Source organism: Corynebacterium axilliensis (assembly GCF_046097495.1).
GTDB lineage: Bacteria > Actinomycetota > Actinomycetes > Mycobacteriales > Mycobacteriaceae > Corynebacterium.
On record NZ_CP175768.1, the window covers coordinates 1,164,894 to 1,178,704 of the forward strand.

At 65.2% G+C, this 13,811-nt stretch carries 14 protein-coding genes and 1 pseudogene; 3 read left to right on the top strand and 12 right to left on the bottom strand.

Annotated elements, in window-relative coordinates:
- Entirely contained in the window at positions 1-561 is a 561-nt protein-coding gene (locus tag ACKFR8_RS05690; RefSeq protein ID WP_408930846.1) for a YdcF family protein, read from the bottom strand.
- Positions 562-605: 44 nt separating this feature from the next.
- Between ACKFR8_RS05690 and ACKFR8_RS05695 the strand changes: the two genes are divergently transcribed.
- Positions 606-2,645: a TPM domain-containing protein gene (locus ACKFR8_RS05695; protein WP_408930847.1), complete on the top strand. Its 2,040-nt coding sequence runs from the start codon at positions 606-608 to the stop codon at positions 2,643-2,645.
- A 641-nt stretch (positions 2,646-3,286) separates the two neighbouring features.
- Here ACKFR8_RS05695 and ACKFR8_RS05700 read toward each other — a convergent pair.
- The 3 genes from ACKFR8_RS05700 to ACKFR8_RS05710 are packed head-to-tail and all read right to left on the bottom strand — an operon-like array spanning position 3,287 to position 5,591.
- Positions 3,287-3,694, bottom strand: a complete 408-nt coding sequence (locus ACKFR8_RS05700; protein WP_408930848.1) for a hypothetical protein — start codon at positions 3,692-3,694, stop codon at positions 3,287-3,289.
- A complete protein-coding gene (locus ACKFR8_RS05705) occupies positions 3,694-4,212 on the bottom strand; it encodes a hypothetical protein (RefSeq protein WP_408930849.1) in 519 nt (172 codons plus the stop codon). Before ACKFR8_RS05705 ends, ACKFR8_RS05700 begins: the two co-directional genes overlap by 1 nt.
- Positions 4,212-5,591, bottom strand: coding sequence for a glycine--tRNA ligase (locus tag ACKFR8_RS05710; RefSeq protein WP_408930850.1), 1,380 nt, complete (start codon positions 5,589-5,591; stop codon positions 4,212-4,214). Before ACKFR8_RS05710 ends, ACKFR8_RS05705 begins: the two co-directional genes overlap by 1 nt.
- A gap of 198 nt (positions 5,592-5,789) precedes the next feature.
- Here ACKFR8_RS05710 and ACKFR8_RS05715 point away from each other — a divergent pair, with 198 nt between their 5' ends.
- Both ACKFR8_RS05715 and ACKFR8_RS05720 read left to right on the top strand, forming a co-directional pair.
- Positions 5,790-6,098: an ArsR/SmtB family transcription factor gene (locus ACKFR8_RS05715; RefSeq protein ID WP_306507419.1), complete on the top strand. Its 309-nt coding sequence runs from the start codon at positions 5,790-5,792 to the stop codon at positions 6,096-6,098.
- A 48-nt stretch (positions 6,099-6,146) separates the two neighbouring features.
- The gene (locus tag ACKFR8_RS05720) at positions 6,147-6,578 is read left to right on the top strand and encodes a Fur family transcriptional regulator (protein ID WP_296132894.1); all 432 of its coding nucleotides are present in this window, start codon (positions 6,147-6,149) and stop codon (positions 6,576-6,578) included.
- 4 nt (positions 6,579-6,582) lie between these two features.
- Here the strand turns inward: ACKFR8_RS05720 and ACKFR8_RS05725 are convergent.
- From ACKFR8_RS05725 to dnaJ, 8 genes and pseudogenes are all read right to left on the bottom strand, one after another.
- Positions 6,583-7,339, bottom strand: a pseudogene (locus ACKFR8_RS05725) (isoprenyl transferase).
- Between the two features lie 10 nt (positions 7,340-7,349).
- A complete protein-coding gene (gene recO, locus ACKFR8_RS05730) occupies positions 7,350-8,066 on the bottom strand; it encodes a DNA repair protein RecO (protein ID WP_408930851.1) in 717 nt (238 codons plus the stop codon).
- Complete coding sequence (gene era / locus ACKFR8_RS05735) at positions 8,067-9,062, bottom strand: GTPase Era (RefSeq protein ID WP_408930852.1); 996 nt, start codon at positions 9,060-9,062, stop codon at positions 8,067-8,069.
- Positions 9,063-9,447: 385 nt separating this feature from the next.
- Entirely contained in the window at positions 9,448-10,296 is an 849-nt protein-coding gene (gene pdxY / locus ACKFR8_RS05740; RefSeq protein ID WP_408930853.1) for a pyridoxal kinase PdxY, read from the bottom strand.
- 49 nt (positions 10,297-10,345) lie between these two features.
- The gene (gene ybeY, locus ACKFR8_RS05745; protein WP_408930854.1) at positions 10,346-10,921 is read right to left on the bottom strand and encodes an rRNA maturation RNase YbeY; all 576 of its coding nucleotides are present in this window, start codon (positions 10,919-10,921) and stop codon (positions 10,346-10,348) included.
- Positions 10,918-11,886 (bottom strand): PhoH family protein, encoded by a 969-nt coding sequence (locus tag ACKFR8_RS05750; RefSeq protein ID WP_408930855.1) that lies wholly within the window; start codon positions 11,884-11,886, stop codon positions 10,918-10,920. Before ACKFR8_RS05750 ends, ybeY begins: the two co-directional genes overlap by 4 nt.
- 10 nt (positions 11,887-11,896) lie before the next feature.
- Positions 11,897-12,637 (bottom strand): 16S rRNA (uracil(1498)-N(3))-methyltransferase, encoded by a 741-nt coding sequence (locus ACKFR8_RS05755; RefSeq protein WP_408930856.1) that lies wholly within the window; start codon positions 12,635-12,637, stop codon positions 11,897-11,899.
- Positions 12,637-13,779, bottom strand: a complete 1,143-nt coding sequence (gene dnaJ / locus ACKFR8_RS05760) for a molecular chaperone DnaJ (protein ID WP_408930857.1) — start codon at positions 13,777-13,779, stop codon at positions 12,637-12,639. Before dnaJ ends, ACKFR8_RS05755 begins: the two co-directional genes overlap by 1 nt.
- Positions 13,780-13,811 lie beyond the last annotated feature (32 nt).

Below are 13,811 nucleotides of genomic sequence, written 5' to 3' on the forward strand. Positions count from 1 at the left end.
TTAGGCGGAGTCCCCGATAACACGGTGGCGCAGCGCCTGGTTGGGGCGGATAATGCGCTCGATGCGGTAGAACGCCGCGCGCAGGCCCGCCGAGCGCTCCTGCCCCACCACGGTGCGCACGCCCAGATATGCCAGGCCGCCGAGCTCGTGGGCCAGGTAGCGCCACCACGGGATGGAGAAACGCGGCGAAGGATAATAGGGCGTGCCTAGCACGGTGGCGGCAACCCCCTCTTGACGCGCGATGAGGAAGGTGCGCAGGCGGTGGAGCGGGTCGGTGATGATGACGGCCTCTCTCACACCAAGTTTTTCGCGCGCGGCGGCCAGTTCGCTGCGGGTGTCGAGGCCTTCTTCGAGGGCGGTGACGTTGAGGGGGTCGTCGTCAAGCAAGGCTTTCGCCACCCCGGCTTCGGTGAACCTATCGCCGGGCAGCTTGCCGCCGACGGTGATGATGGGTAGGTCGTGCGCGGCGGCGTACTCGGCGGCGAAGCGGACGCGGCCGCTCAGGATGCGGGAGGGGCGCCCGTCGTATTGCGCGGCACCCAGGACAATAACGTACTTCACTGCCTGACCACTCTAGCGGTAAATGGGAAGGTATCGTGGTGCGCATGACTACTGCTGCTCGTTTTGGTCGCGCCGCCCTTGCTGCTCTTGTGTTGGGGTTGGCCACTGCTAGCCCCGCTATGGCTGCGGACTATGTTCTTGCCGTGCCCGAGGCGGCCTCCATTAAGGACAAGGTGACGGATGACGCGGGGGTGCTCTCGAGCTCGGAGAAGTCCGAGTTGGAGGACAAGATTTCCGCGCTGCAGCAGGAGCACCACGTGGTGATTTTCGTGGTCTTTGCCTCTTCGCTGCCGGAGGGTGCGGAGAGCTATGCGGGTGAGATTGTGAAGGCCAAGGGGCCGAACTCCGCGGCCTATGTCGTAGGCGTGGATGATTCCACCGTGGGTGTGCAGACGGGTAAAGAGTGGCCGCGCGGGCGCCTGAACGCGATGTACGACGCGGCCTACGCCAAGCTTGCCGACGGTCACCAGTACGGCCCCTCCGCGCTTGCGCTTGTCGACGCTGCCGCGTCCGGTTCTTCTTCTGGCTCAGCTGGTTCATCCAGCTCTTCTGATTCCGATGGTTCTGGTGGTTTGTGGCTGGCTGGCGGCGCGGGTGCCCTGGCGTTGGCCGGCGGTGGTATCGCGGTGGCGAACCGGCGCAAGACCAAGAAGGACTCGGCGGCCACGCTGGAGTCAGCGCGCCAGATTGAGCCGGGCAATACCGCACAGCTGGACCGGTTGGATATGGCTACTCTTACCAAGCTTGCGCAAGAAGAGTTGGTCTCCACCGATGAATCCATCCGCCGCGGCAAGGAAGAGCTCCACATCGCGGTGGCCGAGTTCGGCCCGGAGCGCGCCCGCCCGTTTAGCCGCGCCATGAGCCACTCCATGCAGACCCTGCAGAAAGCCTTCCAGCTGCAGCAGCAACTCGATGACAACCTGCCCACCTCCCAGGGCGAGCGCCGGCAGATGCTGGTGCAGATCATCTCCTCCTGCGGCCAAGCCGATGACGCCCTGGACCAGCAAGCAGCAGACTTTGCCCAGATGCGTGACCTGCTCATTAATGCCGGATCCAAGCTCGATGAGCTCACGCGCCGCACGGTCGATCTGCGAGGCCGCCTGCCGCAGGCTAGTGCCACGTTGTCGTCCCTTCGCGGGTCCTATTCGGAAGAGGCGCTCTCCTCCATCGCGGATAACCCAGAGATGGCGGAAGTCTCCCTCACCGAGGCCGAAAAACTCCTCGACCGCGGCCGCGAGCTTCAGTCCAAGCCGGCCGGCCAGCAAGGACCGTTGGTCGGTATTATTCGCGATTGTGAACACGCCCTCGAGATCTCCGACCGGCTCCTCACCGGCGTAGAGAACGCCGAGACCTCCATCGCCTCAGCCAAGGCAAACCTGCAGGCGCTCATTGAGGAAATCGAGGACGAAATCACCGAAGCCCGTGAACTCGAGCAGCGCGGCAAGGCTCAAGGCTCCCCGGCTGATTGGTCCGCCTTGGAAGAGTTACTTTCGCTGGCTCGAACTGCTGTTGACCAGGCTCGCGACAAGGGGAAGTCCGACCCCCTTGGCCAGTACACGGCGCTCACGGCAATCGATACCCAGCTGGATGAACAACTCGACACCGTCCGCGAGACAAACTCCACGCGTGAGCGCCAGCTCTCCCTTTACCGCCAGCAGATGGCTTCCGCGGAATCCTCCATCCAGGCAGCTGAGGACCTGCTCTCCTCCCGCGGGCGCGTCATCGGTTCTGAAGCGCGCGTGGCTCTGGCTGATGCCACCCGCCTCCACGCCCAAGCCCAGAGCGCCGCCTCCACAGACCTGCGCGCGGCCCTCAACTTCTCCCGCGATGCTGCCGCTGCCGCGCAGACCTCTCTTAACCGCGCCAAGAGCGATCTGGATGCTTACCGCCGCCAGCAGCAGCGCCGCCAAGCCACCGATGCTGCCGGCAATATCCTCACCGGCATGGTTATCGGCCAGATCCTCGGCGGTGGCAGCTCCCGCGGCCACGGTGGTGGCTTCGGTGGCGGATTCTCTGGAGGCGGCTTCGGCGGCGGTGGTTTCTCTGGTGGTGGCGGTGGCGGCTTCCGCGGCGGCTCCTTCTAGCCGCCCTCTCCGCTGCTCCTCTTCCTCGCCTTCTCCCCTTTTTCCGCCGGCGGCTACCCCAGCCGCCCTCCTACTTCTCTCCTGCCCCGCGCCTAGCCCTCGAAACCCGCGGCCCACACCCGGTATCTCGCAATTCGGGCGGTCCCATAAGGCAGCTCGCAAAAGGCGCCTTGCAAAAGGCATCTTCTAGAAGGCGTTTTTAACGCTAAAAACGCCTTTTACACCCTCCACATGGCGTTTTGAGCCCCAAAGACGCCTTTTACCAGATGCCCTCTGCGAGATGCCTTCTACCGGCATACCAAGCCGAGCAAACACACTCGGAGAGCTCCTCTTCGAAGACAAACTCCACTACTCGCATGTCGGTACAGGTCATATCGCGGAAGGTTCCTTTAGTTTGGTGCCTTTATTCTGGTCCCTTTGCCCAGTAAAGGGACCATTTATCAGACGAGAAGCTGCGTCACATGGTCCCTTTGTACTCATAAGGGACCAGAGTAGAGGGACCAAACTAGAAGGACCGTCTGTGGGAGAGCAGAAAGTAGGGCCGGTCAGGCAGCAAGAAGGCGAAGTGGACTTAGGCGGGCTGGCAGCTAAGCTCGCGAATAGGTTCGGCGCGTAAACGGGCGGCACCCCGGAAGGGTGGGTTAGGTGCGAAGGGGGCGGGTGGAGCCGTCGAGAAGCAGGCAGCAGTAGCTTAAAAAGGCCGCGTCGGTAGCAGGCAGCTCGCCCACCGCCACCTCCAGGTCGCGCCCGCGCGGCGTGGTCCGAGCGACCTCTTCGCCGTCGCGCAGAATGCGGCGGGAGCGGCGGAAGGGATTCGTGCGCTCCAGGCGGTACTCGCGGCCCTCGCACTCCGCGCGCAGCGTAGTGACGGTAAAACCGGCCTGCGCGGCCGAGAAGCCGGGGCCGCTCACAGAAAAGCGGCGCGCGCCTGGAGTGTGGTCGAAGGAAAGCTCCTGCGAGCCCACGCGCAGGCCCGCCGGCGTTATGCGGGCGAGGGTCTCACCTTCAGCGTCGACAAGCGCGTTGCCCTGCCACACCCAGCGCTGCATTACAGCAACACCGTAACCACAGCGACGATGGACAGCAGCACCAGTGTGACGATGATCGGGATGGCCATGCTGCGTGTCTTGGCCTCCAGAATCACGCGGGTAAACCAGCTCAGGCCGGCGACCTCGGAGTGGGACAGATCGCCCTCATCGTCGCCGCGCTCGCCGTCGAACTCCAGGATGGCCTTGCGCACGCCGGAGTTCTTGGAGGAGAACTGGGCCACCTTGTAGCCCTCGACATCCTCCACAATCCAGTCGCCGCCGGCCTCGTTGATGAAGGCGAACGTGCGCCCGTCCAGGGAGGCCTCCAGGCGCTTATCACGCTTGACGTTGCCGGCCAGGCGGTAGACGCGGTCATCCTCCAGGGTGATGGAGGCCCCCAAATCGTCGAGAGCCAAGCGCCAGTGGTCGCCCTCCACATCGGCGGAGCGCTCCTGGAACATGCCCAGGGAGGCCGGCCCCTCCTCTACGAGGAGGACGGGGTTCTTCGCGTCGGTGCGGTCCCAGCTGGTGTAGTGCATTAGCAGCCGATCAGTCGGGCAGCCAGGTACGCCTCAAGCTCGTCCAGCTTGACGCGCTCCTGCTCCATGGAGTCGCGCTCACGGACGGTGACGGCGTTGTCCTCCAGCGTGTCGAAGTCGAAGGTCACGCAGAACGGCGTGCCGATCTCGTCCTGACGGCGGTAGCGGCGGCCGATAGCACCGGAAGTATCGAAGTCCACGTTCCAGTGCGCGCGCAGCTTGTTCGCCAGCTCGCGGGCCGGGGTGGACAGCTCTTCCTTCTTGGACAGCGGCAGCACGGCCACCTTGATCGGGGCGAGGCGGCGGTCCAGGCGCAGGACCACGCGCTTGTCGGTGCCGCCCTTGGCGTTCGGAGCCTCTTCCTCGTCGTAGGCGTCCACCAGGAAGGCCATCATGGATCGTCCCAGGCCGGCGGCCGGCTCGATGACGTACGGGGTCCAGCGCTCGCCGGCCTCCTGGTCAAAGTAGGACAGGTCCTCTCCCGAGCCCTTGGCGTGCACGGACAGGTCGTAGTCGGTGCGGTTGGCCACGCCTTCCAGCTCGCCCCACTTGGAGCCCTTGAAGCCGAAGGCGTACTCCACGTCCACGGTGCGCTTGGAGTAGTGGGACAGCTTCTCCTTCGGGTGCTCGTAGAGGCGCAGGTTCTCTTCCTTGATGCCCAGGTCGATGTACCAGTTGTAGCGGTCATCAATCCAGTACTGGTGCCACTCTTCGTGCTCGCCCGGCTTGACGAAGAACTCCATCTCCATCTGCTCGAACTCGCGGGTGCGGAAGATGAAGTTGCCCGGGGTGATCTCATTGCGGAAGGACTTACCAATGTTGGCGATGCCAAACGGCGGCTTCATGCGCGAGGAGGTCATGACGTTCTTGAAGTTCACGAAGATGCCCTGGGCGGTCTCCGGGCGCAGGTAGTGCAGACCCTGCTCGTCATCGACCGGGCCCAGGTAGGTCTTGAGCAGGCCGGAGAAGGCCTTCGGCTCGGTCCAGTCACCCGGCTGGCCGGTCTCCGGATCGTTGATGTCCGCCAGACCGTTGGCCGGCTCGTGGCCGTGCTTTTCCTCGTAGGCCTCGAGGAGGTGGTCGGCGCGGTAGCGCTTACCGGTGTGGCGGGATTCCACCAGCGGGTCGGTGAAGACCTCGACGTGACCGGAGGAGACCCACACCTGGCGCGGCTGGATCACGGATGTATCGACACCCACGACGTCCTCGCGGGACTGCACCATGTGGCGCCACCACTGGCGCTTGATGTTCTCCTTGAGCTCGACACCGAGGGGGCCATAGTCCCACGCGGAGCGGGAGCCGCCATAAATTTCACCTGCCTGGTAGACCAAGCCGCGGCGCTTGCACAGGCTAACAACGGTATCGATGACGGATGCCATGGTAAAAGGGACTCCTTTGGTAGGGGACAGTCTTTTCAACGCGCACTAGTCTAGCGTGTGCCAGACAACAGCGTGACCTCGCCCCGTTGATTTTTCACACAGCGGTCTGCATTTTATACATTTCTATCGACTCATGCGTTATAGTATGTATATCTCTTTTTATCTCTCCATCTATAGATATGACTGAAGGTGAATGGCATGACCCAAGCCCCTACAGCACCCGCTTCTTTCGACTCTTTCGATGTTGACAGCGCCGCCACCGTGATTAGCGCTTTAGATTCACCGCTGCGCATCAACATCATCCAGCGCCTGGCTGCCCGCGATCACTACGTGCACGAGCTCGTCGCGGCTACCGGCAAGTCCCAGCCGCTCATCAGCCAGCACCTGCGCGTTCTCAAGCGTGCGAACATTGTGGACAGCGAGCGTCTTGGCCGCGAGGTCCGCTACACCTTGGCAGCGCCGAAGGTATTGCCCCTGCTTGCCGACGCCTCCTTGGCCACCTCTTAGCAGCCTCTCGCTATCCCTTAATGGAAGTGTATTGATAAACTAACCACCATGGCCATCCACGACAGCATCCCGAAGCTCGGTGCGCGCAACACCCGTCAGCGCACCGCCGTGGTCGAGGTTCTCCGAAAGCTCGACAAGTTCGCCTCCGCCAAGGACATCCACCAGGCACTCATCGATGGCGAGCACAAGGTGGGCCTGACTACCGTCTACCGCACCCTGCAGTCGTTGTCAGACATCGACGCGGTCGATGCCCTCCACATGCCCTCCGGCGAAACCCTCTACCGCCACTGCGATTCCGCGGACCACCACCATCACCTCGTGTGCACCGAATGCGGCCGCACCGAAGAGATCGACGGCGGTGCCGTGGAGAAGTGGGCCAGCCAGGTTGCCTCCGAGTTCGACTTCGAGCTCACCGGGCATGATGCCGAAATCTTCGGCATCTGCTCCGACTGCCGCGCCCGCCAGACCCAGAAGTCCTAATCCCCTACTTCTTGACGCCGCCGAAGCGGCGGTCGCGCCGCGCGTACTCCTCCACCGCGGCAAACAGAATCCTCCGGGGTGAAGTCCGGGAAGAGCTTGTCCTGGTAGATCATCTCCGCATACGCGGACTGCCACAGCAGGAAGTTGGACGTGCGCTTCTCGCCCGAAGGCCGCAGGAACAGGTCCACGTCCGGCATATCGGGGTCATACATCACCGAGCCCACGGTCTTTTCGTTGATGGAGCGCGGGTCCAGCTCGCCGCGGGCGGCCTGTTGGGCGAGTTCCCGGATACCGTCGACAAGCTCGGCCCGACCGCCGTAGTTCACGCACATCACCAGGGTCATCTTCGTGTTGTCCTTGGTGAGCTCCTCGGCGGCCTCCAGCTCCTTAATAACGGAGCGCCACAGGCGCGGGCGGCGGCCCGCCCACACCACGCGCACTCCCCTCTCGTTCAGCCAGTGGCGCTGGCGGCGCAGCACGTCGCGGTTAAAGCCCATGAGGAAGCGCACCTCCTCCTTGCTGCGGCGCCAATTCTCCGTGGAGAAGGCGTAGGCCGACAGGTAGGGCACGCCGAGGGCGAGGCAGGCCTCCACGACGTCGAGAAGCACCGCTTCTCCCCTCCGGTGGCCCTCCGTGCGCTTCATGCCGCGCTCCTCCGCCCAGCGGCCGTTTCCATCCATGACCAGCGCGATATGGCGCGGCAGGAACTCCTGCGGGATAGCGGGCGGATGAAGAACTCGGTTCGGGTCTGGCGTAATCACGCCCTACAGTCTACTGTTCCATGATCCCCAACGCGCCAACGCTTCGCTCAAGATGCCACTGCAGGTGCGCGCGGATGAGCCGATGCGCCTCCTGCGCCTGGGCATGCGTGGGCTGGGTGGGATGACCGTGGGCCAAAAGCCACATGTGGTGGAGGGTTTCCGGGTCCACCTCCGCAGCTCCCGGCGGGCGGCACTCGTGGCAGGCGGCCCCGCCCACCGCCGGGTGGAAGGCGTGGTGCGGGCCGGGGCGCTGGCACTGCGCGCAATCGAACAGGCTGGGCGCCCAGCCGGCGTGGGCCATGGCGCGGAGCAGGAAGGCATCGAGCACCTGCATGGGATCGCCGTGCTGAAGTTGGGTGAGGACGTCGACGCACGCCTCGTAGAGGTACGGGTCCCCGCCCGGATCGGCCACGGCGAGGCGCTCCGCGGATTCCAGGGCCGCACAGGCGGCGGTGTAGCGGTCGTAGTCCTCGATGATCCGCGCCCCGAAGTAGTCCACCGTGTCCGCCTGGGAAATGGTGTACAGATTGCGGCCCGGGTAAAGCTGGACGTCGAGGTTGACAAAGAGCTGCAGCCGCGAGCCGAAGCGCGACTTCGCCCGCCGCACGCCCTTGGCCACACCGCGCACCAAGCCGTGATAGCGGGTGAGCAGCACGATGATGCGGTCCGCTTCCCCGAAATCATAGGTGCGAATGACCAGGGCGCGGTCCCGGAAATTCTCCCGCATCTAGAAGCCCAGGCGGCCCAACATCTTCGGGTCAGACTGCCAGTTCTTCAGCACCTTGATGCGCAGGTCCAGGTAAACGTTCTGGCCCAGCAGCTGGATGATCTCCTTGCGGGCGGTGCCCACAATGCGGGTAAAGCGGCGGCCGTCCTTGCCCTCGATGATGCGCTTCTGGCCGGGGCGCTCCAGGTAGAGCACCGCGTGGACGTCGAGCACGCCGGGGCGCTCCTGGCTGGGCAGCATCTCATCCACCTCGACGGCCACGGAGTGCGGCAGCTCATTCTTCAGGCCGGCCAGGGCGGCTTCGCGGATAAGCTCCGCGATGCGCTCCGCCTGGGCCTCGTCCGTGACGTGGTCATCCGGGTAGAACTTCGGGCCCTCCGGCAGGTGGTCCACGATGACCTGGGTGAGCTCGTCCAGCTGCACGCGCTCGGTGGCGGAGACCGGGATGACCACGGCTTCCGGGTTGTTTTCACTCAGCAGCTCGTGCAACGCCAGCAGCTGCGCGCCGACCTGGCCCTTGGAGGCTTTATCGAGCTTGGTCACGATACCGATGATGGGGGTCTTCGGCGCGACCTTGCGCACGTTCTCCAGAATCCAGCGGTCGCCCGGGCCAATCTTTTCATCCGCCGGGATGGTCAGGCCGATGACATCCACGTCGGCGTAGGTGTCCTTGACCACCTCATTGAGGCGCTCACCCAGCAGGGTGCGGGGGCGGTGCAGACCCGGGGTATCGACCACGACGATCTGCGCGTCCTCCCGGTGGACCAGCCCGCGGATGGGGTGGCGGGTGGTCTCCGGCTGGTTCGCGGTGATGGCGATCTTCTCCCCCACCAGGGCGTTGGTGAGGGTGGACTTGCCGGTATTGGGGCGGCCCACGAAGGACACGAAGCCGGAGCGGAAGCCCTCGGGCGTGTTGGTGTACTGCGAATAGTCTGCGGCGTCAGCCTCGCCCTCGGCAGGCAGGTCCGCGAAGGCGGCGTCAAAATCGGTGCTCATATTGCTGTTCATCATAACGCACGGGTGCAATTTTCCCGCTCCCCCGCTGTGTGCTTGGTAGAAGGTCCTTCTACTCTGGTCCCCTATCTGTGTACAGGGACCATGTGTTGACCGATTTCGCGCGATAGGTGGTCCCTTTACGGTGCACAGGGACCACACTAAAGGGACCTTATGGTCAGTGCCGCGCTGGTGAACGGTCCGCGGAGGACACGGGATTGAGGGCATCCGCTAAATGGCATGTGCAAGAAGGCATCTTTGGGGTTGAAAACGCCATTAAGACAGCACAAAAGGCGTTTTCAACAGTGAAAACGCCTTTTGACCAATGCCTTGTGCGGGGTGCCCTGTGCGGGGTGCTCTCTGCGAGGCGCTGCTGGCCAGAGAAAAGCTAGAGCTCCCCGACGCGGAACTGCAGGCGCGGGTTGGCAAAGACGTCCTGGGACTGCACCAGCTGCAGCTCCTGGGTGTCGGCCTCGTAGGTGTTGTGCAGCAGGTCGTAGACGGAGGAGGCGGTGCGCTTGAGGGCCTCCTTGGCGTCGTTGGTCTCGGTGTAGTGGCCGGTGAAGAGCGCCGCGGTGACATCGCCGGAGCCGTTGCGCTTGACCGGCAGCTTCGGGGTGGCAACCAGGTAGGCGCGCTCGCCGTCGACGGCGAGCATCTCAATCTCGTCCTCGTCGGTGTCCGGGCGCTGGACCGAGGTGACCAGCACGGTCTTCGGGCCGATCTCCTGGGCCTTCTTCACCGCGGCTAGGGTCTGGTCCAGGGTGCCGACCTCGGAGTCGGTGAGGTAGCCCAGCTCGAACTGGTTCGGGGTGATGATGTCTGCCACCGGGACCACCTTGTCCCGCAGCAGCGGCGGGATCTCGTCGGAGACGAAGCAGCCGGACTTGGCGTTGCCCATGACCGGGTCGCAGGCGTAGAGGGCCTTGGGGTTGACGGTTTTGATGCGGGTCACCGCATCTACGATGGCGCCGGCGATATCCGGGCCGCCCTGGTAGCCGGACAGGATGGCGTCGATGCGGGGGAAGGCGCCGCGCTTTTCCATGCCGTCCACGATGGCCGTGACGTCATCGGCCGGAATCATCGGCCCGCCCCAGTCGCCGTAGCCGGTGTGGTTGGAAAAGTTCACCGTGTGAATGGGCCACACCTCGTGGCCGGCGCGCTGGAGCGGGAAGACGGCAGCGGAGTTGCCAACGTGACCGTAGGCAACGTGGGACTGAATGGAGAGGATGTTCATAGCCCTCCATTGTGCTACGCACAGCAGGACACCTCAACGTTGGGAGGGTTTAGATGCCGCCGCCGGGCACTTCCTCATCCAGCCGGGCGCGCTCGGCGGCATCCGGGAAGGCCTTCGGGCCAGAAGGCTTGGGCTGGTAGCTCACACCGCGGGAGTCCAGGTCCTCGTACCAGTCCGCCAGCAGCTCGTTCTGCAGGCCGAACATCTCCTTTTCCTCCGCGGCCGTGGTGTGGTCGTAGCCCAACAGGTGCAGGCAGCCGTGGACGGTGAGCAGGGCCAGCTCGTGGCCCAGGGAGTGGCCGGCGGCGGTGGCCTGGCGCTGGGCAAACTCGGGGCAGAGCACAATATCGCCCAACATGGCCGGGCCCGCCTCGGCGGCATCCGGGCGTCCTCCGGTAGCACCCGGGGTGAGCTCATCCATGGGGAAGCTCATGACGTCGGTGGGGCCCTCCAAATCCATCCAGCGCACGTGCAGGTCCGCGATGGTCTGCAGGTCCACGGCCGTCAGCGTGCACTCGGCGTCCGGATTGACGTCCAGGCGGCCTAGGGCATAGGAGGCGACGTCAATGAGCATCTCCTCGTTGACGCCCTCGAAGCCGGACTCGTTAATAAACTCGATGCTCACTTCTTCTCCTCCTGCTGCTCAGCAAACGTGTCGTAGGCGTCGACGATGCGGCCCACCAGCTGGTGGCGAACCACATCGGCGGAGCCCAGCTCCGCGAAGTGGATATCCGGCACGCCCTGCAAGATGCGGCGCACCAGGCGCAGGCCGGAGACCTGGCCGCCGGGAAGGTCCACCTGGGAGATATCGCCGGTGACCACGATGGTGGAGCCAAAGCCCAAGCGGGTGAGGAACATCTTCATCTGTGCCGGCGTGGTGTTCTGGGCCTCGTCGAGGATGACGAAGGCGTCGTTAAGCGTGCGCCCGCGCATGTAGGCCAAGGGCGCGACCTCGATGATGCCGGCCTCCATGAGCTTCGGAATCATCTCCGGGTCCAGCATGTCCCGCAGGGCGTCGTACAGCGGGCGCAGGTAGGGGTCGATCTTGTCGTTGAGGGTGCCGGGCAAGAAGCCCAGCTTCTCCCCCGCCTCCACCGCCGGGCGGGTGAGGATGATGCGGCTGACCTGCTTGGCGCGCAGGGCCTGGACGGCCTTGGCCACGGCCAGGTAGGTCTTGCCGGTACCGGCCGGGCCGATGCCAAAGACGATGGTGTTGTCATCGATGGCCTGCACGTAGCGCGACTGGCCCACCGTCTTCGGGCGCACGGACTTGCCGCGGCGGGAAACGATGTCCGCCGCCAGCGCCTGGGAGACGGACTCCGGCGCCTCGACCGCGACGAGGTCGAGCGTGTGCTTGACGGTGTCCTTGCTCACGGGGTGCCCGCGGCGCGCGATGGCCTCGAGCTCCTCCAGCACCTTCTTCGCGCGGGCCACCTCGAAGTCGGGGCCGCTGACGGTGACGGTGGTGCCGCGGGCGAACAGGTCGACGTCGACAAGCTTGCCCAGCACGCGCAGGTTATCGTCCGCCGGGCCTAGCACGGTGGCCAGGTAGGCGGAATCCAGATCGAACTTGGTGGTGATAATAGGCACGCCCAAAAGGCTACCAGCGCGCGGTCAGCGTGCCGATGCTGGCCAGCGCCACCATGCTTGCCGACGCCGTCCTTAACACCTCCGGCCCCAACTTGATCGCCGTGGCGCCAGCCTCCTGTAAGCGGGCTAGCTCCTCCGCGCCGATGCCGCCCTCGGGACCCACCAGCAGGTAGATGGTCCCCGGGGCATCGAGGTCGTCGAGGTCCTTGAGCCGGACGGTGGCGTCCTCGTGGAGGACCAGCGCGCCCGTGCCCGCGATCTCCTCGCACAACTGGCGCGTGCTCAGCGGCCCGCGCACGGCCGGGATGCGGGAGCGGCGGGACTGCTTGGCTGCGGCCAGGGCCGCGGCCTCCCACTTCGCCAGCGCCTTCGGCGCTTTCTTCGCATCCCACTTGGACACGCAGCGGTCCGCCTGCCAGGCAATGAACTCGTCCGCGCCGGCCTGCGTGGCCAGGTCGATGGCGAGCTCGGCGCGCTCCGACTTCGGGATGGCCTGCACCACGACCACGCGTGGGGCTGGCTCGGGGGTGTCCTCGATGGCGTCGACCAGCGCGGCGAGCGTGTCCTTGCCCTGCACGCTATTGATGGTGGCGGTGACGCGGCGCCCGGAGCCGTCGATAAGCACCAGGCTCTCCCCCGGTGTCATGCGCTTGACCGTCACGGCGTGGCGGCCCTCCGCGCCATCCAGCCCCACGGGCTCGCCGGCCGCGGCGTGGCTGAGATCCGGGTGGACGAAGACGGGCAGCGACATTAGCGGCGCAGCCTATCGCGCAGGCGCGTGAAGATGGACTCGCCGTGGTCGTCGCCGGCGCGGTGCACCTCGGCGCCGCTGTGGCCCGCCGTGCGGATCTTCTCCAGCGCCTCGCGGGTCTTCTTATCCAGATCGGTGGGCACCACGACGTCCACGTGCGCGTAGAGCTTGCCAAAACCATCGGTGCGCAGGCGCGGCATGCCCTTGCCGTCGAGGGTGATGGACTCGCCCGGCTGGGTGCCCGGCTTAATGTCGATGTTCAGCTCCTCGCCGTCCAGCTGCTCCACGGCACAGGAGGTACCCAAGGCCGCGTCCACCATGGGCACGCGCACCGTCATGTGCAGGTCGTCGGCGTTGCGCTCAAATACCGGGTGCGGCTCGGTGTGCACCTCTACGTAGAGGTCACCCGCGGGGCCGCCGCCGTGGCCGACCTCGCCCTGGGAGGCCATGCGGATACGCATGCCATCGCCGATACCGGCCGGAATGGTCACGGTGATATCGCGGCGCTTGCGCACGCGGCCATCGCCACCGCAGTGCCCACACGGATCGGTGACAATCTCACCGAAGCCCTGGCACTTCGGGCAATTGCGGGTGGTCATCATGTTGCCCAGCAGGCTGCGCTGGACCTCCTGAACCTGGCCCATGCCGCCGCAGTGATCACAGGTCACCGGCTTGGCCTTGGACTCCGAACCGGTGCCCTCGCAGCGGTCACACAGCACGGCGGTATCGACCTTGACCTGCTGCTTAACGCCGCTGTAGGCCTCCTCGAGGCTAATGGTGGTGCGCAGAAGCGCATCCTCGCCCGGCTGCACGCGCGAGCGCGGGCCGCGGGTGGCTCCGCCGCCGCCGAAGAATTCGGCGAAGAGATCGCCCAGGCCGCCGCCGCTAAAGCCGCCGTAGCCGCCGCCGGCCGCGCCGCGCTCCTCCATCGGATCGCCGCCCATGTCCACGATCTGGCGCTTCTGCGGATCCAGGAGAACCTCCTGGGCCAGGGAGGCCTCGCGGAACTTCTCCGCGGCCTCGTCATCGCCCGGGTTCACGTCCGGGTGGTACTTGCGCGCCAGCTTGCGGTAGGCCTTCTTAATCTCGGCTTCAGAGGCCGACTTTTCTACACCAAGAATGCCGTAGTAGTCACGAGCCACGTACTGTCATCCTTTTCTCATTCTCGTTACTG

What these genes read in the sequence shown, in the direction of transcription:
- ACKFR8_RS05720 (WP_296132894.1), top strand. Translation starts at nt 6,147, where the DNA reads ATGGCCATCCACGACAGCATCCCGAAGCTCGGTGCGCGCAACACCCGT.
- pdxY (WP_408930853.1), bottom strand. Translation starts at nt 10,296, where the DNA reads ATGAACATCCTCTCCATTCAGTCCCACGTTGCCTACGGTCACGTTGGC.
- ACKFR8_RS05755 (WP_408930856.1), bottom strand. Translation starts at nt 12,637, where the DNA reads ATGTCGCTGCCCGTCTTCGTCCACCCGGATCTCAGCCACGCCGCGGCC.
- ACKFR8_RS05710 (WP_408930850.1), bottom strand. Translation starts at nt 5,591, where the DNA reads ATGGCATCCGTCATCGATACCGTTGTTAGCCTGTGCAAGCGCCGCGGC.
- recO (WP_408930851.1), bottom strand. Translation starts at nt 8,066, where the DNA reads ATGCGGGAGAATTTCCGGGACCGCGCCCTGGTCATTCGCACCTATGAT.
- ACKFR8_RS05715 (WP_306507419.1), top strand. Translation starts at nt 5,790, where the DNA reads ATGACCCAAGCCCCTACAGCACCCGCTTCTTTCGACTCTTTCGATGTT.
- ACKFR8_RS05700 (WP_408930848.1), bottom strand. Translation starts at nt 3,694, where the DNA reads ATGCAGCGCTGGGTGTGGCAGGGCAACGCGCTTGTCGACGCTGAAGGT.
- era (WP_408930852.1), bottom strand. Translation starts at nt 9,062, where the DNA reads ATGAGCACCGATTTTGACGCCGCCTTCGCGGACCTGCCTGCCGAGGGC.
- ACKFR8_RS05705 (WP_408930849.1), bottom strand. Translation starts at nt 4,212, where the DNA reads ATGCACTACACCAGCTGGGACCGCACCGACGCGAAGAACCCCGTCCTC.
- ACKFR8_RS05695 (WP_408930847.1), top strand. Translation starts at nt 606, where the DNA reads ATGACTACTGCTGCTCGTTTTGGTCGCGCCGCCCTTGCTGCTCTTGTG.